Origin of the sequence: Exiguobacterium sp. UBA7533, assembly GCF_002479335.1 — a bacterium.
Classification (GTDB): Bacteria; Bacillota; Bacilli; order Exiguobacteriales; family Exiguobacteriaceae; genus Exiguobacterium_A.
Genome location: NZ_DLMP01000005.1, coordinates 320,025 through 340,457 on the forward strand (window position 1 = coordinate 320,025; position 20,433 = coordinate 340,457).

Here is a 20,433-nt window from a genome sequence, read left to right on the forward strand (position 1 = left end):
AGGAGGAATGAAGATGAAGATTGAACATATCGCCCTTTGGGTGGCAGATCTGGAAGGGATGCGTCAATTCTACGAAACACATTTTGATGCTACGACAGGCGAGCGATATCATAATCCGATGAAAGGGTTCACGTCATATTTCCTGACGTTCTCGAGTGGTGCGCGTCTTGAATTGATGCAACGGACGGATATCACGGAACGGACGATGAATGCGCTCGGTTATGCCCACCTCGCCTTTTCGCTCGGCAGTAAACAAGCAGTTGATGACTGGACAGCTCGGTTACAGGATGAAGGTATACAACATCTTGACGGTCCTCGGACGACGGGTGACGGGTATTATGAAAGTACGATCGCGGACCCGGAAGGTAATGTGATTGAATTGACGGTCTAATAGATGAAACGAAACAATCCCTCATTCTGATTAGAGTGAGGGATTGTTTGTCGGTCGATGACTGTTCAATTGTTTTCTGCTTGTTGGTATTTCTCTTGACGAGCAGACTTCCGACGATTGATCATTCGTTCAAATACGAGAAGAGACCCTACTGGGTAGAACAATAAGAAGATTACTTTCAATAGAATCTCCGTATCCATCCACGCTGAAAATGGTGGCAAGATGCCAAATAGAAGAAGAATTAATAATGTCAGAACTCCTCCTAACAGCAGGTGCAGGACGATCGACCATCTACGCTTATGCTTTTGCTGACTCACGATATATTCAATCCCTAATGATAGCGGTGTCCCGATCCCTAAAAAAATCAAACTCGTATAAAAGACCGTCACGACATAGACCTCGATCAGAACGAATATCGTCATGAACAGATTTTCTTCAACACTCCCGAGGTTCACTGGATTCATCAATAAATAGATGAATCCAAAATGAAGACTCATCAACAGAATTGCCTTCATTTTCTGCAATACTCGCTTTTTCATAGATGCCTCCCCCTTTCGAAAATAGTAAAAGACAGTAAAAGCCTCTATGAACTGAGGTTCCTACTGTCTTTATCGTTCGATTCACCTATCCTAACATAACGTATAGTTCTGTAAAACATTGACAACGTTCGTTTAATAATTCATCCATTACATTTCAGAAAAACAGTCGCTCATCCTAGTCCATTTATTTGGTAAATATGTAAATTGACTAATTTTTCAGTTATTAACTTTCTCTTTTCATTTTATCTATGGTTATAATTAGGTAGGTATTGGATTTATTTACTTACATATGGAATTTAAATCGTCATTAAGGAGGTTTTACGCATGACCAATTCGTTACACGCATTCAGTCATACTTCACTTCAGTCGATGCTTAACGCAAGATCGACTCATCGAAATCCGTTAATAACGAGACCGTACATTCAAACGCAGGAGGTTTTTGCCGATGCTTAAGTTCATCTGGAATTCCTGGTGGCGCAATAAAGAGCGCTTCATCCTGCTGCTCGTCGGTGTCCTGATCGTCAGTACCGGACTGAGTTATTTGATCGGTACAACGCAAGCCAATAACGGGACTGTCGTCGATGAGCTACAAAAGCGTTGGGGATCTTCTTACGACATCGTCGTCCGCCCGGAAGGCAGCCGGAGCGTAACGGAAGACTTGAAGTTACTTGAGCCCAACTATATGAGTGGTCTCGATGGTGGGATCACCCGCAAACAATACGAGACGATCAAAAAAGTCACTGACGTCGAGGTCGCTGCCCCGATCGCGATGATCGGCTACAATCAAACAGTTTCGAGTGTCGGTACACACACGATCGATCAAGAAGGGATTTATAAACTGACGATCAAAGATACGCAAGATACCGGATTACAAAACGAATCATCGAGTGGGGTCACCTACTTAGCAGCAGGATGGGAACCCACAGGGGATGCAAAAAAATCAGGGGTGTCTCCCCTCCTCCTTGGAAAGCAGCCACTTTTTGAGTATGGGAGCCAAGTCATGATTGCAGGGGTTGATCCCGAAGCGGAAGCCGCACTCGTCGGCTTGGACCAAGCGACGACAAAAGGAACCTATAGTAACTATTTTTCAAAAGATGATCAGGTCATCTCGTTCGGGGAAGACGGTGTTCAAATCCCAATCTTGTTGAACAATCGTGAATACGTGGACGCAACGCGGATCTACACGTACGAAAAAGTCGAGCTTCCGTCTAAAAAGAAATCCATCAACGACATGGTACAACAAGTCGAACAAAAAGGCGGAAAAGAATACTTAGACTCCTTACCGACAAGCGATGCGAAACGTTATACGATCACGACACAAGATGTCCAGAAGAAGCTCGTCAATGATATTTTGAAACACACGTTACCGACCGCTGAAGAGACGAACAGCAATTCCTTTACATGGATTGCCTTAAAACCGTCTCCGATCGACTACCGTTCGATCAAAAGTCCTTACGCTTCACGTTGGCCGTTCACCTATCAAGTCCAACCAAAACAAGTCGACCAAGATTCCTTGCTCGCTAAACGCAGCATGTACCGGGAAGCGCGCATGTTTGGAAAAGATAGCGTGGATTGGCCCAAAGTCAACTTGAACTATATCGGGGTCTTCGATCCGAAGAAATTGAATATCTCGAAAGACCCGCTGACAGAACTGCCGATGGAGACGTACTTCCCGTCGAAAGCCCAGTGGGTGATGGACAAGAATGAACGTCCCGTCAATCCAGTTCGAGACGTCAAACCGACAAATGATCCATACGATTTCCTGACGAAACCACCATCGATGCTGACGACGCTCGATGCTGCGTTTAAAATTCGTGGCGACAAAGCAATCTCTGCCATCCGCGTCAACGTCAAAGGTGTCGAGACAATGAACGCTGCTAGCGAGAAAAAGCTCCAACAAGTGGCGACAGAAATCGAACAGAAGACAGGTCTAATCACGGATGTGACACTTGGTTCCTCGCCGCAACTCGCTTTGACCTATTTACCGGGGCTAAAAGACGAATCAGCGCTTGGCTGGGTTCAGCAACCGTGGATTAAGCTCGGCTCGTCGATTGCGATCTTTCAGGAAGCAAAAGTTGGGATGAGCGGCATCATCGCCAGTGTCATCGCCGTCGCACTCGTCTATGTCTTCAGCTCGAATATCATCTTGCTGTATACGCGAAAAAAAGAGTTTGCGATTTTACTTTCGCTCGGTTGGCGTCCGCGTCAACTCTCGAAACTGCTGTTCATCGAAGCAACAATACTTGGTACACTTGTCGTCTTGATTGCTTGGACGATTCTCGGTTCGTTCTGGGTCACGACGGACAACCCGATCGCAATCGATCGGATTCTATTGATCGGTCTTGCTGGTTTACTCATTTACTGGGGTGGAACGCTCGTACCGATGACGCTCATCCGACGCATCAAACCGTATGAAAGCATGCGTTCTGGTGAAGTCTCAAAAGGTCGTCGTTTCGTCCGCGCGCGTAGCGTGCTTGGGATGAGTACCAATCAGCTTGTCACGTACTGGCAACGGACAGGACTCTCGGTCGTCGCGATCGCCTTACCGACGAGTCTGTTCATCTTCTTCCTGTTCATCACGTTCCGACTCAAAGGCGTCTTGTACGCAACGTGGCTCGGAGAATATGTCGCGCTTGAAGTCGGCACGATGCATTACGTCGCGATGGGTGTCGCTCTACTGATCGCCATCCTGACGACGACGGAGATCATGTGGCAAAACGTCAATGAACGCAAGAGTCAGCTTGCTGTTCTTAAAGCGACGGGCTGGCAAGACATGCAAATCCGTTTACTTGTATTGAGTGAAGGGATGATGACAGGACTCTGTGCTGGTGTGATCGGTCTCTTGACAGCATTTGGGATGATCGGCTTCGTTTACGGACAATTCCCGGTTCAAGAGCTCGGTTTCCTTAGCATCATGCTCTTGATTCCTGTGATCACTGGCGTATTAGGTGCCTTACTTCCTGCCGAGCGCGCTGTCCGGATTACACCGAATGCGGCACTCGGTAGCATCGTCGAAAATACGCAAGCAACAGAACGGCGCTTTAAATGGGCACTTGGATCGATTGCCGCTTCCTTGTGTATCGGAGTGGCAAGCCTATTCTTGTTCGCCTCAACGGAATCCTCAACGACTACAACACAGAGTGCTCCTCAGCAACAGACGAGCGGACAAAAATTAAAGGATTTGGCTACTGAAGCGAAATCCTCAGCTGACAAGAGAACAGACGATCAAAAAGCACTTAAAAAATTAATGAAGAAAGGGGTTATTCAAACCTATCCAGGTGATCCGGAAGCTACATCTGAACTGTTCTATGCTAAATCACTCATTCCAACACCGAAAGAACTCGATTTAAAGGAAAAGAGCGGTTATCGGTTCGTTACGGTTCCTGTTGTCATGTACGATCCCGATAATAGAGTAAAAGGCGCTTATGCTATTTACCGACCTGGCACCTTTACATTGACGTCGCTCGACGGAAAAGAATATGAAACCGTTGATTACGTCAATCATAATAAGAAAGCATTCAGAAACAGTTATCAGTATCTCTCACCATATAAGTCAACCGTTGATTTAGTCTATCAAGTTCCTGATGACCAGAAGGTATTCGTCCTCTTTGCTGCGGATGATGCGTTTCCGAAGGATACGACAGTGAAGGTTGAACTCGATTAAAATGAACGGAATATAAATCTAGCCCGTAACACGTAAATGAGAGTAGCCTCTGTTTCATCAAAACAGAGGCTACTCTCTTTTATATAAAAACAATCTCTTTTAAGATCGTCTTCATGTGAAACGATATGTATGACTTTACAGCGTATCGTGGACTCGCATTCGTTCTAGTTCTTTTTCTTGATTCTTTTTTAAAGCTTTTCGACCACGCGACCATTGTTCCCAAAGTGAAATCAACCCGATTCCTAAAATCAACACGTAGGCTAATAGGCTATTATATCTACCATCAAAGTAACGCCACGTCATCACGATCACTAAAATGATCGGCATGATGATGCCGAGATATGGATTGTGACGACTCGATAAGAAATACTGTATTCCTAAACAGATACTGATAAGTAGAGCAGAAACGAAGAAATTCATTGATTGTTACCCCTCTCAAGTCGATATTTTTCGATGATTTTTTTGGCATCCTCAATCGTGATGCGATCCTCGATTGCCATTTGTTTAATATATGTGATGAACGGTTCATTCTCGATTTTCTCATTCACTTCGATTTTCTGAATGATACGATCGACACGAATTCGGACGGTCGGATAGGACACATCATAATGTTTTGCTAGTTCCTTCAAGGAACCTGAGCTTACGATGAATTTTTTCACGAATTCCACTTCTTCCAATTCTAGAGATAAAATCCAATCGGGAACATCATCTTTCTTCATTTACCATTTCCCTCCCATGTATTCACAATAGCATTTATTTAAATAAAGTTAAAGTATTTTTGATTTTAATTAAACATTTAACCAATAAAAAATTAAAATATATTCATTTTCCCACTTGTCATAGAGATTCAAGTCATGGTAGTTTAGGAATGTCAAATCGGAAAAATAAGGAAAAGGAGTGTTTTACTTGAAAAGAACAGCAGAGTACATATTTGCAGTCATCGGTATCGTTTTGTTTGGATCATTGTGCTTAGGCGGTTTTATATTGTCTGGCTCGATTTCGGATCACGCTGGCATGAAAGATTTGGTCGATCAATTCATTCGCGATGAGAACATCACGGATGTCACGGCGAATCAAATCCTCACATCCTTTCAACAATTCTTCTTGTACCTTGGTGCCGTCTCGCTCTTATGTACATTAGGAGGCATCTTCTCAATCGTCCGGATTCGCAAAAACGGTTCTGCTGGAAAGCTATTGATCATTACAGCGATTCTCGGGGGAATCTTTACGTTACTCGCCGGCGCCTTCGGTTCAATCGCTTACTTGATTGCCGGTATCACGAATGTATCGAAGAACAAGAAGCTAGCGCGACAATATTAATCTTACTTAGAGAAAGGTGCGTCTACATATGTTTGCCATTACGCTTCGCGAATTCAAATCACTTTTTCAAAGCATCCGCGCCATCCTGATCATCGTCGTCTTGTTCGGCGTGACGACTGGTTCTGCTAAACTCGTCAGCCAGTTCAAAGGGCAACTCAGTGATCTTGGTCTAGGTAACAATGCGTATATCATCGGATTGATGTTACTTCTGTTTTTAGCTGCTCCTTTATTCGTGACAAGTATTTCTCATAGTAGTGTCAATAAAGAGATCGAGTCGAAGACGATTCGTTTTCTTGCAACAAAAACGTCCCGTGAAAACATCATTTTCGGGAAGTTTTTAGGCAACGTATCGTTTTGGGTCCTCTGCCTGACAGTTGCCCTCATATTAATCGTTCCATTTTCAAAGTCGTTTCATTTTGTCGATTTGATTCAAAGCATCATCTTCGTCTCTTATTTCATTGGATTGTCGTTGTTTCTTTCAACAGTCGTCAATAATTCCTCGATAACGATGTTCGTCGGAATCTTCATCTCGATCGCGCTTCCGGTCATCGGGATGTGGAGTCTTATTTCGAAAAATGTCATCGTTGATACGTTGTCTTACTTAACGCCGTATTATTACTATACGCAAGAAAACACTGCTTATACTTACCTTGTTTTGATTCATATCGCTGTTTATGTCTTGACGACTCTGATTATCTTTAAAAGGAGAGATCTCTGATGTTAGCCCTTCGTGCAACCAATTTAACGAAACAATACGGCAATAAGACCGTCGTCAACCAGTTGAATCTCGAGATCGAGCAAGGGACCATCTTCGGATTCCTTGGTCAAAATGGCGCCGGTAAATCAACGTTCATCAATATGATCACTGGACTGGTCCGCCCGACGTCCGGAACATTCGAGTTACTCGGAGCGCCGAACGATTCCTTGAAAGATGTCCGGACACGGATTGGTGTTCTACCGGATTACTCGACCTTTTACGAAAACTTCACGGCGCTCGATCACTTGAAGTATTTCAGTAAAGTCCTTGGTCTGAAGACGACGATCGACGAGTTGAAGCAACTTCTGCGTGATGTACAACTCGAAGACGCGATCGATATGAAAACGAAGAACTACTCGTTCGGGATGAAAAAAAAGCTCGGCATTGCCCAAGCTTTAATCAATCGACCGGATATCTTATTTTTAGATGAACCGACATCTGGCGTTGATGCCAACTCGATTCTCGGAATTCACTCTTTGATTCGCAAGATTGCAGCAGACGGAACGACGATATTTCTAACGTCCCACAACTTGGACGAGGTCGAAAAACTATGTACGGAGATTGCAATCATGCAGGCTGGATCAATCCAAACGCAAGGTACGATGGAGGAGTTACGGGAACAATATGAGAAAAACATCACTGTTCATGTCAAACATGCGTTGCTCGACAATGAGATGCAACTACACTTGCAGTCCAAGTTGTCGACGCTTGCGAAAGACGTCAATGTCTCCCCGACTCAGTCAACGTTCATCGTCCAAAGTGAACAGGATATTGCGACGATCAATTCTTATCTTGTCTCACAACAGATCCATGTCTATCGACTCGAAGTAGAAGAAGCGTCCTTAGAAGAAATCTTCTTGAATCTAGGCACAGAAAGTCGCTCGGCTTAAACACTCGTTTTGAATCGATACATTATGAATTAAAAATCAGGCTTCCTAGCATCGTGAATATACGATGTCAGGAAGCCTGATTTATGTAGCTCAATTCTATTTTATATAAGATACCACTTTAAGGACCCGTACCGCAGGAAACAGCATACTTTTCCGCGTTGACCTTCTTTGAATAACAGATAAAAGGTGTTCCTCCCGTTTCACTTTTCCAATCATACCAAAACATATGGTACCGTTCTGCAACAGGATCTTGTTCCGTAATGATCGCAAAGTAATTTTGATAGTAATAGCCTTGTTTGTATAGTTCGTGTCTAAGAGCACCTTTAGGCGTAGCATCCGTAAACAGAATAGGTGATAGTACCGGCATGAGTAATACAATGAGGGCTATAACTCCTAAAAATAGTACCAAAAATCTCTTTTTCCTTTTTTTCTTAAAATTCGATTTACTCATTTTTATACCCTTTCCTTTTTTGGTTTTTTTTGTTATATAATAACATGAATCAAACAATAGAAAGAGGTCGCGATCGTGAAAAAAACTATTTTTTCATCCCTCACTTTAGCTGTCATCCTATATGCTGGTTTCTTATGGAGTAATGCGATTGCCGATTCTAATGTTGCACAAGAAAAATCTAAGAGTAGCATCACAGAGGAACAAGCCTTCAATTTTTTCACTACAGTGCTTGAGCAACAAAAAGCAGATTTCTTGAACAATACTCCGTTAGCGCATACTAACCTTTCAAAGTTATCTGAAGGGGACGAGGCTGTATTGATTTTTCTATCCACTACGGAAGTCGATAAAATTCAGCTGAATTCATTCAAATACAACATTTCTGATGTCAAAGTCTATTCAGAGAATCAAAAAAATTATGCTGAAGCGTATATCACACGAACTTTTAACTTCGGAAAAAGTGGTCTTGAAACGGGTTTAGGTGATCAATTGGTACTTGAAATTCCATCACATGTAGACGATCAAAGCACATCGGTTTCTTCGAGTAAATTAACCATTGAATCGAATCCAAACGCTAATAACGTTTCAGTTGATGAATTTTTAGAAAAGTATAAAGAGGAAGTAGAAAAATCAAATCAACTTGAAGCCAAATAAATATAGAAAGATGTCGCCATGATTCGTCAAGTGCGTACTTCTTTCCTTTCATAAAAATGGAGTCCTTCGCGTAATCGCTAGGACTCCATTTTGGTAGATCGAACATCATGCCGTCCGTTCTCTCCGTAAAAGATACAGGAAATACGGCACACCGATGATCGCTGTGATCAATCCGGCTGGTACTTCAAGTGGTGGATGTATCCCTCGACCGAGTGCATCCGCGACGACGAGTAACCCTCCGCCGAGCAACAGCGCCATCGGCAACACAGCAAGATGCTTATGACCAACGAGACGCCGTGCCATATGTGGCGCAATCAGTCCGATGAAACCAATCGCACCGACCGTCGCGACGGCAACACCAGCTAGAATGACCGCGAGCGCCAAGAAGATGTGCCGCGTCCGCTGAATTGGTAATCCGAGACCGATACTGACTTCTTCACTGAGTGATAAGACATCGAGTTGACGATGGCGATAGAAGATGATTGCACCAATCACGACGAGCACGGGCGCTAAGATCATCACTTCCTGCCACCCTTTCCCGAACAGACTCCCAGCGAGCCAGACGAGTGAATCGTTCGTTTGGAGCGGAAACTTGATCAACAAGTATTCCGTCCCTGAAGCACAAATCGCACTGACCGCGATACCAAGTAACGCAAACGAACTGCGGGATACATTCCCACCCCGCTCAAGCATCATCAATGCCAGCATGACGAGTGCTGCTCCGATGAAAGCAGCGATTGGTGTTAACAAGAGCGGACCATCCGGCACGAGGGCAATCGTTAAGACGGCGAACAGTGACGCACCATTCGTCACACCGATCACGTCAGGCGAAATCAATGGATTACGGATGACACTTTGTAAGATGACTCCTGCAAGTGAGAAACTCGCACCTGCTAAGAAAGCAAGGACAGTTCGCGGCAGACGGTAATTTTGGACGATGAAGGCATCCTTTCCACCAAAGAACGACTGCCATAGTTCCGATAACGATAACTGAATCGAGCCAACCGACAGTAAAGCAAAACTCGCGAAGAACACGAGCACCGCAACAATCAAAATCCGACGCATGTCTTTCATTGTAATCCCCCTTTCATCTGACGACGTGCCAGAACAAGGAAGAATGGTGCACCGAGCAATGACGTCACGATGCCGACTGGTGACTCATACGGATAGGCGATGAACCGCGCGAGGACATCGGCATACGTCAGCAGAAGTCCACCGATGACGGCAGCGACCGGCAGAACGATCCGGTAATCTTCCCCGACGAGGCGCCGCGTGATGTGCGGAACCATTAATCCAATGAAACCGATCGCTCCGGCGACGGCAACGGTGACGCCTGCGAGTAAGACGACACTGATGCCGGCAAGCAGACGGATTCGCGTCACTTTTTGCCCGAGACCGACCGCGACGTCTTGCCCCAGTTGGAAGACAGCGAGTGATTTCGCGAGACTCGCCGCAAGAAGCAAACCAGCAATCGACCATGGGAGGACGATCCGTAGTTCGAGCCAGCTCGCGTCACTGAGCGAACCGGACAACCAGTACAAGACGTTCGTGATCCGGTCGTTGAACAAGATCAAGCCTTTCGTCAGCGACGTCAACAAGAGATGGATCGCCATCCCGACGAGGGCAAGTTTTAATGCTGTCATCCCGCGAACGGAGGCGAACGAAAAGACTAGCACTCCACCGACTAAGGCACCGGCAAAGGCGAAGTAGATCAAATTTGCCGTTCCGAGCGACGGAAAGACGAGCAGGCTTAAGACGACGAGAAATGACGCACCGGCATTGACACCAAAGACTTGCGGTGAAGCGAGCGGATTTCGTGTCACGGCTTGCATGATTGCCCCTGCAACGGCAAGATTCGCTCCGAGCAACAATCCGAGTAAGAGCCGCGGTAAGCGCAGATTTGTCAGTACGAGCCCTGCTTTTGATGTCGTGCCACTGATCCACTCTTGGACTAAGTGAATCGGATTCATCTGTGTGATGCCAAAGAACAGGCTACTATAAACCGCCAAGCAACCGAGTAATAAGAGTACAAAAATCAGACGTTTCCGCTGCACCGGATGGTTCCCCTTTCATCAAGACGAAAAGCCAGATTGCTCCGGCTTTTGTCGTTCATTATTTCTGTTGTAACAATTGAATCGCTTCGTCAACGATCTGTTCTGCAGCGTCAAGTCCTCGATAGCGTGTCCAAAGGTCACGATTGACTTCATAAACTTCCTTGTTCTTAACCGCTGTGATCTGATTCCAGAGCGGATTGTTTTTCCACTCCTTCAGCAGTTTCGGATCGGCTTCCGCCATGAAGATGACGTCCGGATCCCATTTGACCATCTGCTCTAACGTAATCGTAACGGTAGGTTCCGCTGTTTTCGTAACAGCGTTCTCGATACCGATCTTCTCGAGTAATTCACCATCAAACGACGTCTCACCGTGTGCCGTCAGTGAATCGGCGCGGAAGACACCAACCATCACTTTTCGGTCGTCGTTTGGATCCACCTTTTTCTTCGCTGCATTCAATCGTTCTTCATGCAGGGCAAGTCGGTCATCCATCTGTTTAGTTTTCCCGACTGCTTCAGCAATCGTCTTGAACGATTCGATGTTCTCTTCGTACGTCGCATTCCGACTCTTCAAGATGATCGTCGGTGCGATTTTTTGCAGTTGCTTGTAGATTCCTTTATGGCGGTTGAAGTCGCCGATGATTAAATCCGGCTGCAAGGAACTGATTACTTCAAGATTCGGTTGTTGACGTGTACCGACTTCCGTGAACGCGATGTCTTTTCCGAGTAATCCGGAGACATCGGTCTTATTTTCTTGTGCGATTCCGACTGGTGTAATCCCAAGTTCGTCTAACGCATCAACGAATGAGTATTCAAGTGCGACGACCTTCTTCGGGTGCTCCGGCACTTTCGTTTTTCCTGCCTCATGCGTAATCGTCCGCGTCTTTTCGTTTGTTTGTTCTGCTTGACCTGAACAGGCCGCAAGCATCAAACTGCTCAACACGAGGAGCGTCAACGCTGTCATCCAAGTTTTCCGTCTCATGATGAGACCTCCTTTAGTTCGTGATTCGACATTGAGAATCATTCTTAATTAATCCTATTTCAGCATATCAAAGATTCCCATCGAACAAAAGGGTTATCCTTATTTTCAGATAATATATGCTCAAATCCACATTTTCTGAAGCAATATGGGATAATCAGGTAGTATATAAAGGAGGGATTACAAATGGATTGGATGAAGGACTTGGAACAACGGCTCGGATTTCCGCTTGAGACGATCACGTTTGATCAGTTACCTCGCTTACTCGAAGCCTTTGCCTACCAGTTACCGTTTGAGAATACGACTGTGCTTGAGAAACGAATCCGTCCGTTTAACGACGAGCGCTTCATTGAAACGTTTCTGACGGAGCGACGTGGTGGTGTCTGTTATGACTTGAACGGACTGCTGCATCGTGTCCTACAAGAACTGAATTGTCCCGTTCGCCTCGTACAAGCGACCGTCTATGATCAGAAATCAGCAGCCTGGTCAGCGACGGGACCGACACACGTTGCAATCATTTGGAATGAGACACACCTACTTGATACCGGCTTCGGTGTCAATTTACCGCTCGTTCCGGTTCCCTTAAGTGGGGAGACGGTTCATTCCGCTAGCGGTAGTTACCGGATTGGCAAAGGTGATGTTCTCGAAATGCAGCGGACAGGACAAGCCGAGTTCGTGACTGGCTACAAGTTCGACCGTGAGAAGGCAATTACAAAGGGTGACTTATCGAAGATGGAACAGATCATCCAGCAAAGCGAAGCTTCACCGTTCAACAAAGGTCGTCTCATCGCAATGCGGACTCCAAGCGGTCAAAAGACGTTGACCGAGCGGACGTTACGAATCGAAGACACGACGACGACCGAATTGCCGGTCGCAGGTCCCGCTCAATTCGAGATGCTGTATCAGTCTCACTTTTTAGGACAAAAGTAATGAACATGGATCGATATACGCTTTGTTTAATTCGCCACGCGGATAGTTTTTTACTCGTCAACCGCCAAAAACGACCAGCGATGGGCATGTGGAACGGTGTCGGCGGCAAGATTGAACCGGGCGAGACACCGGAAGTTGCTGTCATCCGCGAGACGTTCGAAGAGACCGGCATCCCGTTAGATTCGGTGACACCAAAAGGTATCGTTCGCTTACACGGGGAAGAAACGTCTGGCATGTATCTCTATCTTGCTGAACTAGAAGACCGCCCGTTTCCGACACCGGTCATGACGATCGAAGGTATCCTTGATTGGAAAACACTCGACTGGATCTTAAACGATGAAAACATGGGAATCATCAGCAATCTCCGGCATTACTTACCGGTCGCTTTGTCAACGGATCAACCGTTGTTGCATGACTTCCATTACGATGGACATACAATCACTGCTTACGAGACACACAAATTGATCGAGACATAAACAGAAAATCCCCACTCGTCCGTTATCGGATAAGTGGGGATTTTTCATGAGAACAGATGGAGACCGGTGACGATAACTGCGACGATGACGATTCCCGGTAACAAGTTCGCAACACGAATCTTCGTGATGCCAGCGAGATTAAGACCGATTGCCGCAATCATCACCCCACCAGTCGCCGTCATCTCAAGAATAAATTCCTGCAGTGCGGCGTCGGGAATGAATTTCGTGATCGCAACAGCACTTAATGCAATCGCCCCTTGATAGAGAAAGACGGGAATCGCTGAGAACATGACACCGATCCCGAGCGTTGAACTAAGGACGAGTGCCGTAAAACCGTCAATCAATCCTTTCGTATAAAGGACGTCGTGATCCTGGCGTAGTCCACCGTCGAGGGCTCCTAACACACCCATCGCGCCAATGACGAAAATTAACGTCGCTGTCACGAATCCTTCCGCGATGTTCGACGGACGACCCCGACTGATCTTACGTTCGAGCCACGCTCCCATCCGGTCGAGTTTCTCATCGAGCCGGAACCACTCGCCGATTGCACCACCGAGAACAAGACTACCGATGACGATCAAGAAGTTCGTGCTTTTCATCCCCATCTGCATTCCGAGCACGACGACAGCAAGTCCAATCGCCTGCAGGACGGTCTCCTTCATGCGTTCCGGTATCCGGTGGAACATTAATCCAAGCAACGTCCCGATAATGATCAGGACGGTATTGACGAGTGTACCTGTTAAAACCATCTGACAGCCTACTTTCTCAATTGATTTTTCGTTTAGCGGAACGAACGACGGTTCGCTCTGCCTGATTCAAACTATGCAACGTCATCCCGAGCATGACGAGGATGATTCCGAGTGTCGCGAGTCCCGTTGGTAGTGCCGCGTGAAGGAAAAGAATCTCTCCGAATACGGTAAAGACAATCTCGAACGATTGCGTTGCTTCGATCGCTGCTAACCGAACCGGATCTGTCCGAACGAGCGACGTCGCGTAGAAGAAAAGCGACGTTGCGATGACGCCGGAGAACAACGCGACGAATCCGGACTGGGTCACTTGATTGACACTCGGCAAGCCGACCTGTATGTAGGCAATCACAGAAAGAACGATCCAAAACGGTAGACTGGCAAGTGTCATTCCGAGAATCCGTTCAAACACATCGAGCTCGTTCCCATAGCGTTCCATCATTTTCCGGTTCCCGAGTGGATAGGCAATTGCCGCGACGAGGACCGGTAAGGCACCAAACAACAGTGACTGTAGCGATAGGCTTCCCGCGACCGATAGTTGCATGACGACGACCCCGAGGACGATCAGGACGGAATACTTCAGTGCTGACCACGGGATCCGTTGGTTGAACAAGGGGGCAAGCAACGGTCCCGCTAAAATCGTCAACTGCCATGTCCCGGCAATCAACCAGCCTGGTGCGTAGTCAGCAGCAAAACAGATGCTGCCGTAGAACAGTCCGAAGCCGATCGTTCCATACAGTAACCAAAAGCCGATATCAGCTCGAAGCGCCTGGAAGACGCGCCCGATCCCCCGTCGGATCATGACGATGACGATAAAGAACGGCAACATCAGGAAAAAGCGGAGCGACGCACTATAAATCCAGTGACCGCCTGCCCCTTGCATCGATTGATTCAAGATGAAGGTGACGGCAAAAAACATTGCCGCTAAAATTCCATAAATGATCGGTCGCATCAGCTCTCCTCCTTTAGTGTCGAGACGAGTAGACGTCCGAGCCCGTTCCAATTATGCTCCGTCGCCTGGACGAGTTGCTCGACATCCTGTTGTTGACATGCATCTAAAATCGCTGCATGATCGGCAATCGACTGGCGTCCGAGACGATCAAACTGAGCATATTCGAGCCGGCGGATCAACGGTGTCAATCGACGGATTGTCTCTCGTAGTTGATCGTTTTGACTGCGCTGCACGAAGACATCGTGAAAGGCATCGTCAAGTGCTAGTGCCGCCTCTGTATCCTGCTGATCAATTGCCGTCGTGAATTGTTGATGAATCGACTTTAGACTCGTTAGATCGTCATCCGTCAGCATTGGTCCTGCTAAACGCGCCGCTAACCCATGCAGTGTCGCAATGATTGGATAGGTTTGCTGTGCCTGTTCAGCATCGAGTTCCGTCACGATCGTCCGTGAGCCCCGTTTTGCTAAAATCAATCCCTCCTCTTCGAGTCGTTTCAAGGCTTCGCGGACCGGTGTCCGACTGACACCGAACGCTTCCGCGAGTGCTTGATCGTTCACCTTTTCTCCTGGGGCAAGACGTAAGGTGATGATGTGGTGTTGCAAGCGTCGATACACTTCCTCACTTAAAGGAAGTCGTGCAATGGCAAAATCATTTGTAGGTTTCATACAAGTAATATATTACATATTAATTCATTGTAAAAGCACCTTCTTAAAATTCATTGGATTTATTTTACTCACTACCTTGCAATACAAAGTAGCATAACGTATCATTACCTTGTAATACCAAGTAGCGAAAGGAAGATGCGGATGTCATCGACGCAAATGTTAAAAGGAATTCTCGACGGTTGCTTACTCGCACTGATTGCGGAAGAAGAGATTTATGGCTATGAACTGGCGACGAAACTGAAAGCGTACGGTTTCGCTGACATCAGTGAGGGAACGATCTATCCTCTATTGATTCGGATGCAAAAACTGGACTGGATCGAAGCAACCTCTCGCGTCTCCCCGTCCGGTCCAAAACGAAAGTATTATTCGATCACGACGAGCGGTGTTGAAGAACTCGCCGCTTTCAAACTAAGATGGCATCACCTTTCAACGAGTGTCGAAAGCATTTTAAAGGAGGACGAATGAGATGACCTTATCGACGGAATCAACACGATTTTTGGAAGACTTAAAGGTATACCTACTTGCTTCGGGTAAAAATGAATTGGCGACGAACGAGATTGTCAAAGAACTCGAAGATCACCTGATCGAAGCGGAAGCGGACGGAAAATCCGTTCGCGCGATCACGGGTGATAGTCCCGCCGATTACATCCAATCGATTTCTAAAGAGATGGCATTTGATCCAAAAGAAGCGTTTTGGGTCGTCTTGCAAGTTTTTCTCGGCGCATCCAGTTTTCTCTATCTTCAAAACCTCTTGAATGGTACAACGACGTTCAGTATCTTGCTCGTTGGCGGTTTCCTGTTGATTAGTGCCGTTTACCTGACCACCTTGGCGTTTCTCTTCCGTCAAGATGCTTTACGTGATGGAGCGCGCCCTCGTATCATGCGTTACGGCATTCATGGTAGTATTCATTTTCTGTTAATCATCGGACTATTGATCGTCAACGGACTTGTCGATTCACCAAAGATCACGTTATCCCCAAGCGTCAGCTGGATGATTGGTGCCCTATTGATTATCTGGATTCTTGTCACGGCATGGAAGACGAAGACATGGATTTTGCCGATTGCATTGCTCGTCTATTTTGTTCCCCAAATCATTCTCCGTTCTGTATTTGATTGGTCGGAATTGACCTCTGGACTTGTCGGATATGCTGTTGCTGCCATTACAATGACAGTCGCTTTTATTCGCGAATCTAAACAAGATCAGTCAAACGTCTCAAAGCACTGAAGCAACGATTTGGTTCTGATACTTAAAATGACCTCAGCGCTAAGATCATTTTTGTATATCATTGAGAAAAAATTGAGGATAGAATTAGAATAAAATATATTAAAAATGAATAGGTGGTTGTAAATGATGCATCAATCTGTGAAAGATATTCAACATTCCATTAAGATCAACAAGCCCATTGAACAGGTATGGGAGAACATCTCGACGGCTCGCTCTTTATCTAAATGGTTTATGCCAAACGACCTTGTCGCAAAAACAGGATGTGTGTTTCATATTCAATCTCCTTTTGGTCCATCTCCTTGCACGGTATTAAACGTACAACCAGAAAGAGAATTATCGTTTAGTTGGGATGAAGATGGATGGATCGTGACCTTCTCCCTAACTCCATTGAACGACCTTACACTTTTCACTGTGACACACAGCGGATGGAAAAACGCTGATGACCTTGTGCCGAAAGCAAATCAGCCACAAGGTCGTGTCCGTAACTTTATGGACCAAGGTTGGGATGGGATGCTTCAGAAATTGAAAGCAACATTTTAAAAGAAGGCATGTACATTTTTTTACGACAAAATATAGATTGTGATTTTAAAATACATTCTCTTGTAGTTTTTTTAGATCATTCAGAGATCAACAAAAATAAAGGGAGTGTCGTTATGTTCAATCGATTTAGTAAAGAACAATAACAAATTATCCAGTCTATTTAAGATTTTTTCTTAGAAGAGCGCAACGAAGAGCTGTCTGAGTTCGCCGCAGAACGTGTTTTTGATTTCATCAAAGAGTCAGTTGCTATTCACTTTTATAATATTGGAATTCAAGACGCTCATGCGGCTGTGTTAAGTCATTCGCGTCACTCGACGATGAATTGTTAACGCTCAAGCGTCCCGTATCTCCATAATATATTTTTAGCAGAGATCTCTTGTCATGCTCTACAAAAAAGTATGCGCCGGCGCATACTTTTTTGCTCTTTAGCGTTCACTTTCAACTATGTTTCATTAAAATGTATCTCATTATTTTTTTATCGAACCATCCATTGTTCATTTTATAGGATGACGAATCATTTCAGTCGAATGTATTGAATCATTTTGTAAATAAAGTATAAAACGACTATAAAAATAAAGACGTTTCCTAGCATACTTATGGCTGCAACCTGATTCATTTTTTCCCACTCTCCTTCTTATTTAGATAAGGACTTTATTTGAATTGAACCGAATTTTAACATACTTCCTTTTCCATACGTAACCCTTGATTTTACATTTTTATGATTCATAAGTAATTTTCATTTTTTTGGTGTTAGCTTCCCGACTTCAAAGTGGTAGCTGTCTTATCGCCGAATAAATTCTTAAAGAAATAGGTCAAAATTACATATTGAATTAGATTCACAACTCAAACATATCTAATAAGATAAGGAAAACCACAAAAAGTATGCGCGATGCATACTTTTTTCTTTGGATTTTGATTCAATTCATTACGAAGTACTTTTTAATCTCTCCATAGAACGAATAAATCAATTATACTAAACGTAATTATTTGTATGGAATGACGGTTCACACTATAGTCGTGCTTAATACAAAGGAGAATTTTTTGAAACTCGAACGATTACTGACTATCATATTTAAGTTACTGCATCGCTCTACGATCTCGGCCGCTCAATTAGCTAGTGAATTAAATGTCTCTCAGAGAACGATTTATCGAGATATCGAAACCATTAGTGCAGCTGGAATTCCCGTTACTTCTTATCATGGAACTAATGGAGGTTTCGGTATTATTGAGAATTATAAATGGGATAAGACCTTTTTAAATGCGTCTTCTATGGTCGATGTTCTATCTTTAATGAAAAGTTTATCAGCGCAATTACATGATCAAGATTTAAAAAATACGCTAGAACGGCTATCGATTCTTACGACAGAAGAACAAAATAACCATTTACACATTGATTTAGCTGATCAATCCATTGAGCCTACTTTCTTAATTGATCTTCAAAAGAGTATCAAAGAATCAAAAAGAGTTCTGTTTCAATACATCAGTGCTCAAAAGGAACAGACCATTCGAGAAGTAGATCCTATTTTTCTACGATATAAATTTCGTACATGGTACCTTTATGCTTATTGTTATTTAAGAAATGATTACCGCGAATTCAAAGTGTCACATATGCTCAACCTTCAAAGACTTTCAACATCTATTCAGGATAACCATCCCATTCCTGGAGACAGAGCTGTCGTGAAGCCCGCACGGGAAAGTATCACGTTAAGAGTTCATCCTGAATCCATTCATGTAGTCTTAAACCATTTTCAGCATCAATCGATGGTTTTTGAAGAAGATGGTAGTGTTACAATGACTTTATTGTTACCTTCACCTTTACATGCGGAATGGTTAATCAACATTTTATTAAGCTTCAGATCGGGTGTAGTTGTTATTCATCCCTTGTACTTACAAGACATATTAAGAAATGAAGCCAAAAAAATAGTTAATCTATATGAGGATATATGACACTCAGATGTCATATATCCTTTTTTATAATGAACGTAGTTAGACAGTTCTTACTACAATTAAAGGAGCGATTTGGATGAATGCCGGAAAAACGATGTATGAATATCACAACTGGGCGATGCAGTTGATGTTAGATCATATGGATGCATTACCTGAAAATCTATTAAATAAAGAGGTGAAAAGCTCTTATCCGACAATCGCTAAAACACTTAGTCATATTCTTGCAGTTGATACTATGTGGATTCATGTTTTAGAAAAAGTAGAATTTCAACAAGCGCTACAAGATGCGATGAGTCAATTACCATTAACTGATGCATATACAATTGAAGAATTCAAAACAGCATTCAAAAATATAGCATCAAAGTATCAACTATTTATAAATCAGAACTCAAATCTTACTATGACGATACATGTGGATAATCCTTGGTCTGGTCCACGGGAAACGACTTTTGAAGAAATTCTTTTACATGTAGCCAATCACGGTACGTATCACCTGGGGAACATTACTACCATGTTAAGGCAGCAAAATGAATCCTCATTGATGATGGATTATTCTCTTTTTTGGTATGAAGATATGAAAGTTAAGCCATAACAGAATGTGTTCGTTTTTATGTCTATTCAGAAATCACTATATAAAATAAGATGGCGTGCACCGGTGCACGCCATCTTATTTTATCTATTTATCAATTCCCTTGTATTGCTTCATACCGCTCACGCGTCCAGTTGTAGACATGGCTCGTCACGGTCCGTCCGTCAATTCGCTCTAATACGAATGGTCGGTCAAGAACAGGTGTAAAACCGAGTTTCTCAACGACACGGCGTGACTGGTCATTAAAATCAAAGTGACCACACCAAACGACATCGATCGGTAGTTCCCGGAAGATGAAATCAAGTATTGCTTCAACGATTTCCGGCATCCGCCCTTCTCCCCAGTAGTTAGGCGCGAGGACATAGCCAATCTCGACTTGACGGTCATGGGTGATTGAATCGTCCGGCCGACGATTAAAGTGAAATCCGAAGCTCCCGATGACTGCCCCCGTCTCCTTATCGGTCACGGCATATTCACCAGGTGACGCTTGGAAAATGCCAATCACTTCCTGGCTTTCGTCAAGTGACGCGTGCGGCGCCCAGCCTGCTTTTGGTCCAACATTTGGATCCTTGGCGTAAGCATACAATGCGGCTGCATCGTTTTCTTGCCAACGGCGTAACAGGTGCCGTGGTGTTTCGATAGTATCTGGTAAGTTCATCTGTATTCCCCC

At 44.6% G+C, this 20,433-nt stretch carries 25 protein-coding genes; 14 read left to right on the forward strand and 11 right to left on the reverse strand.

Going from position 1 to position 20,433, the window contains the following annotated elements:
* Positions 1–13: 13 nt before the first annotated feature.
* Positions 14–391, forward strand: coding sequence for a VOC family protein (locus B2U10_RS09155; RefSeq protein ID WP_290773163.1), 378 nt, complete (start codon positions 14–16; stop codon positions 389–391).
* Between the two features lie 65 nt (positions 392–456).
* Here the strand turns inward: B2U10_RS09155 and B2U10_RS09160 are convergent, their stop codons facing one another.
* Complete coding sequence (locus B2U10_RS09160; protein WP_035408091.1) at positions 457–930, reverse strand: hypothetical protein; 474 nt, start codon at positions 928–930, stop codon at positions 457–459.
* Positions 931–1,375: 445 nt separating this feature from the next.
* Between B2U10_RS09160 and B2U10_RS09165 the strand changes: the two genes are divergently transcribed.
* Entirely contained in the window at positions 1,376–4,594 is a 3,219-nt protein-coding gene (locus tag B2U10_RS09165; protein WP_290786968.1) for an ABC transporter permease, read from the forward strand.
* Between the two features lie 135 nt (positions 4,595–4,729).
* Here B2U10_RS09165 and B2U10_RS09170 read toward each other — a convergent pair whose 3' ends face one another.
* Entirely contained in the window at positions 4,730–5,014 is a 285-nt protein-coding gene (locus B2U10_RS09170; RefSeq protein ID WP_035408095.1) for a hypothetical protein, read from the reverse strand.
* Positions 5,011–5,313 (reverse strand): DUF2089 family protein, encoded by a 303-nt coding sequence (locus B2U10_RS09175; protein WP_056061265.1) that lies wholly within the window; start codon positions 5,311–5,313, stop codon positions 5,011–5,013. The genes B2U10_RS09170 and B2U10_RS09175 overlap by 4 nt, the downstream gene beginning before the upstream one ends.
* 187 nt (positions 5,314–5,500) lie before the next feature.
* Here B2U10_RS09175 and B2U10_RS09180 point away from each other — a divergent pair, with 187 nt between their 5' ends.
* Genes B2U10_RS09180 through B2U10_RS09190 form a run of 3 tightly spaced genes read left to right on the forward strand, consistent with a single transcriptional unit; the run spans position 5,501 to position 7,561 of the window.
* Positions 5,501–5,914 (forward strand): DUF4064 domain-containing protein, encoded by a 414-nt coding sequence (locus B2U10_RS09180; RefSeq protein WP_290786971.1) that lies wholly within the window; start codon positions 5,501–5,503, stop codon positions 5,912–5,914.
* A gap of 28 nt (positions 5,915–5,942) precedes the next feature.
* Positions 5,943–6,632: an ABC transporter permease gene (locus B2U10_RS09185; RefSeq protein WP_290786974.1), complete on the forward strand. Its 690-nt coding sequence runs from the start codon at positions 5,943–5,945 to the stop codon at positions 6,630–6,632.
* Positions 6,632–7,561 (forward strand): ABC transporter ATP-binding protein, encoded by a 930-nt coding sequence (locus tag B2U10_RS09190; protein WP_290786979.1) that lies wholly within the window; start codon positions 6,632–6,634, stop codon positions 7,559–7,561. The genes B2U10_RS09185 and B2U10_RS09190 overlap by 1 nt, the downstream gene beginning before the upstream one ends.
* 118 nt (positions 7,562–7,679) lie before the next feature.
* Here the strand turns inward: B2U10_RS09190 and B2U10_RS09195 are convergent, their stop codons facing one another.
* Positions 7,680–8,012 carry a hypothetical protein gene (locus tag B2U10_RS09195; RefSeq protein WP_290786982.1) on the reverse strand — a complete coding sequence of 111 codons (333 nt, stop codon included), beginning with the start codon at positions 8,010–8,012 and terminating at the stop codon, positions 7,680–7,682.
* A 75-nt stretch (positions 8,013–8,087) separates the two neighbouring features.
* On the opposite strand from B2U10_RS09195, the gene B2U10_RS09200 reads away from it, so the two are divergent.
* Positions 8,088–8,663, forward strand: coding sequence for a hypothetical protein (locus B2U10_RS09200; protein ID WP_290786985.1), 576 nt, complete (start codon positions 8,088–8,090; stop codon positions 8,661–8,663).
* A 105-nt stretch (positions 8,664–8,768) separates the two neighbouring features.
* Here B2U10_RS09200 and B2U10_RS09205 read toward each other — a convergent pair whose 3' ends face one another.
* Genes B2U10_RS09205 through B2U10_RS09215 form a run of 3 tightly spaced genes read right to left on the reverse strand, consistent with a single transcriptional unit; the run spans position 8,769 to position 11,696 of the window.
* Positions 8,769–9,728 (reverse strand): FecCD family ABC transporter permease, encoded by a 960-nt coding sequence (locus B2U10_RS09205; protein WP_290787669.1) that lies wholly within the window; start codon positions 9,726–9,728, stop codon positions 8,769–8,771.
* Positions 9,729–9,733: 5 nt separating this feature from the next.
* A complete protein-coding gene (locus B2U10_RS09210; RefSeq protein WP_414655317.1) occupies positions 9,734–10,717 on the reverse strand; it encodes a FecCD family ABC transporter permease in 984 nt (327 codons plus the stop codon).
* Positions 10,718–10,775: 58 nt separating this feature from the next.
* A complete protein-coding gene (locus B2U10_RS09215) occupies positions 10,776–11,696 on the reverse strand; it encodes an ABC transporter substrate-binding protein (protein WP_290786988.1) in 921 nt (306 codons plus the stop codon).
* 183 nt (positions 11,697–11,879) lie between these two features.
* Here B2U10_RS09215 and B2U10_RS09220 point away from each other — a divergent pair, with 183 nt between their 5' ends.
* Together B2U10_RS09220 and B2U10_RS09225 are read left to right on the forward strand one after the other, a co-directional pair.
* Complete coding sequence (locus tag B2U10_RS09220) at positions 11,880–12,623, forward strand: arylamine N-acetyltransferase family protein (RefSeq protein ID WP_290786991.1); 744 nt, start codon at positions 11,880–11,882, stop codon at positions 12,621–12,623.
* 5 nt (positions 12,624–12,628) lie between these two features.
* A complete protein-coding gene (locus B2U10_RS09225) occupies positions 12,629–13,099 on the forward strand; it encodes an NUDIX hydrolase (RefSeq protein ID WP_414655322.1) in 471 nt (156 codons plus the stop codon).
* A 44-nt stretch (positions 13,100–13,143) separates the two neighbouring features.
* Here B2U10_RS09225 and B2U10_RS09230 read toward each other — a convergent pair whose 3' ends face one another.
* Genes B2U10_RS09230 through B2U10_RS09240 form a run of 3 tightly spaced genes read right to left on the reverse strand, consistent with a single transcriptional unit; the run spans position 13,144 to position 15,462 of the window.
* Positions 13,144–13,848, reverse strand: coding sequence for a DUF554 domain-containing protein (locus tag B2U10_RS09230; RefSeq protein WP_035408116.1), 705 nt, complete (start codon positions 13,846–13,848; stop codon positions 13,144–13,146).
* A gap of 16 nt (positions 13,849–13,864) precedes the next feature.
* Positions 13,865–14,797, reverse strand: a complete 933-nt coding sequence (locus B2U10_RS09235) for a multidrug resistance efflux transporter family protein (RefSeq protein ID WP_290786997.1) — start codon at positions 14,795–14,797, stop codon at positions 13,865–13,867.
* A complete protein-coding gene (locus tag B2U10_RS09240) occupies positions 14,797–15,462 on the reverse strand; it encodes a GntR family transcriptional regulator (RefSeq protein ID WP_035408119.1) in 666 nt (221 codons plus the stop codon). The genes B2U10_RS09235 and B2U10_RS09240 overlap by 1 nt, the downstream gene beginning before the upstream one ends.
* A 141-nt stretch (positions 15,463–15,603) precedes the next feature.
* Between B2U10_RS09240 and B2U10_RS09245 the strand changes: the two genes are divergently transcribed.
* From B2U10_RS09245 to B2U10_RS09270, 6 genes are all read left to right on the forward strand, one after another.
* The gene (locus B2U10_RS09245) at positions 15,604–15,927 is read left to right on the forward strand and encodes a PadR family transcriptional regulator (protein WP_290787000.1); all 324 of its coding nucleotides are present in this window, start codon (positions 15,604–15,606) and stop codon (positions 15,925–15,927) included.
* 1 nt (position 15,928) lies between these two features.
* Positions 15,929–16,687 carry a hypothetical protein gene (locus B2U10_RS09250; RefSeq protein ID WP_290787004.1) on the forward strand — a complete coding sequence of 253 codons (759 nt, stop codon included), beginning with the start codon at positions 15,929–15,931 and terminating at the stop codon, positions 16,685–16,687.
* A 123-nt stretch (positions 16,688–16,810) separates the two neighbouring features.
* A complete protein-coding gene (locus B2U10_RS09255; RefSeq protein ID WP_349680030.1) occupies positions 16,811–17,227 on the forward strand; it encodes an SRPBCC domain-containing protein in 417 nt (138 codons plus the stop codon).
* Positions 17,228–17,421: 194 nt separating this feature from the next.
* The gene (locus tag B2U10_RS15525; protein WP_308102102.1) at positions 17,422–17,556 is read left to right on the forward strand and encodes a DUF2164 family protein; all 135 of its coding nucleotides are present in this window, start codon (positions 17,422–17,424) and stop codon (positions 17,554–17,556) included.
* Between the two features lie 712 nt (positions 17,557–18,268).
* Positions 18,269–19,174: a helix-turn-helix transcriptional regulator gene (locus B2U10_RS09265; RefSeq protein WP_035408125.1), complete on the forward strand. Its 906-nt coding sequence runs from the start codon at positions 18,269–18,271 to the stop codon at positions 19,172–19,174.
* 76 nt (positions 19,175–19,250) lie between these two features.
* Positions 19,251–19,766: a DinB family protein gene (locus B2U10_RS09270; RefSeq protein ID WP_035408126.1), complete on the forward strand. Its 516-nt coding sequence runs from the start codon at positions 19,251–19,253 to the stop codon at positions 19,764–19,766.
* A 91-nt stretch (positions 19,767–19,857) separates the two neighbouring features.
* Here the strand turns inward: B2U10_RS09270 and B2U10_RS09275 are convergent, their stop codons facing one another.
* A complete protein-coding gene (locus B2U10_RS09275; RefSeq protein WP_290750181.1) occupies positions 19,858–20,421 on the reverse strand; it encodes a GNAT family N-acetyltransferase in 564 nt (187 codons plus the stop codon).
* Between the last annotated feature and the right edge of the window lie 12 nt (positions 20,422–20,433).

Coding starts and splice junctions, on each gene's coding strand:
- B2U10_RS09155 (WP_290773163.1), top strand. CDS start 14: ATGAAGATTGAACATATCGCCCTTTGGGTGGCAGATCTGGAAGGGATG.
- B2U10_RS09160 (WP_035408091.1), bottom strand. CDS start 930: ATGAAAAAGCGAGTATTGCAGAAAATGAAGGCAATTCTGTTGATGAGT.
- B2U10_RS09165 (WP_290786968.1), top strand. CDS start 1,376: ATGCTTAAGTTCATCTGGAATTCCTGGTGGCGCAATAAAGAGCGCTTC.
- B2U10_RS09170 (WP_035408095.1), bottom strand. CDS start 5,014: ATGAATTTCTTCGTTTCTGCTCTACTTATCAGTATCTGTTTAGGAATA.
- B2U10_RS09175 (WP_056061265.1), bottom strand. CDS start 5,313: ATGAAGAAAGATGATGTTCCCGATTGGATTTTATCTCTAGAATTGGAA.
- B2U10_RS09185 (WP_290786974.1), top strand. CDS start 5,943: ATGTTTGCCATTACGCTTCGCGAATTCAAATCACTTTTTCAAAGCATC.
- B2U10_RS09190 (WP_290786979.1), top strand. CDS start 6,632: ATGTTAGCCCTTCGTGCAACCAATTTAACGAAACAATACGGCAATAAG.
- B2U10_RS09195 (WP_290786982.1), bottom strand. CDS start 8,012: ATGAGTAAATCGAATTTTAAGAAAAAAAGGAAAAAGAGATTTTTGGTA.
- B2U10_RS09205 (WP_290787669.1), bottom strand. CDS start 9,728: ATGCGTCGGATTTTGATTGTTGCGGTGCTCGTGTTCTTCGCGAGTTTT.
- B2U10_RS09215 (WP_290786988.1), bottom strand. CDS start 11,696: ATGAGACGGAAAACTTGGATGACAGCGTTGACGCTCCTCGTGTTGAGC.
- B2U10_RS09220 (WP_290786991.1), top strand. CDS start 11,880: ATGGATTGGATGAAGGACTTGGAACAACGGCTCGGATTTCCGCTTGAG.
- B2U10_RS09225 (WP_414655322.1), top strand. CDS start 12,629: ATGGATCGATATACGCTTTGTTTAATTCGCCACGCGGATAGTTTTTTA.
- B2U10_RS09230 (WP_035408116.1), bottom strand. CDS start 13,848: ATGGTTTTAACAGGTACACTCGTCAATACCGTCCTGATCATTATCGGG.
- B2U10_RS09235 (WP_290786997.1), bottom strand. CDS start 14,797: ATGCGACCGATCATTTATGGAATTTTAGCGGCAATGTTTTTTGCCGTC.
- B2U10_RS09240 (WP_035408119.1), bottom strand. CDS start 15,462: ATGAAACCTACAAATGATTTTGCCATTGCACGACTTCCTTTAAGTGAG.
- B2U10_RS09245 (WP_290787000.1), top strand. CDS start 15,604: ATGTCATCGACGCAAATGTTAAAAGGAATTCTCGACGGTTGCTTACTC.
- B2U10_RS09250 (WP_290787004.1), top strand. CDS start 15,929: ATGACCTTATCGACGGAATCAACACGATTTTTGGAAGACTTAAAGGTA.
- B2U10_RS09255 (WP_349680030.1), top strand. CDS start 16,811: ATGATGCATCAATCTGTGAAAGATATTCAACATTCCATTAAGATCAAC.
- B2U10_RS09270 (WP_035408126.1), top strand. CDS start 19,251: ATGAATGCCGGAAAAACGATGTATGAATATCACAACTGGGCGATGCAG.
- B2U10_RS09275 (WP_290750181.1), bottom strand. CDS start 20,421: ATGAACTTACCAGATACTATCGAAACACCACGGCACCTGTTACGCCGT.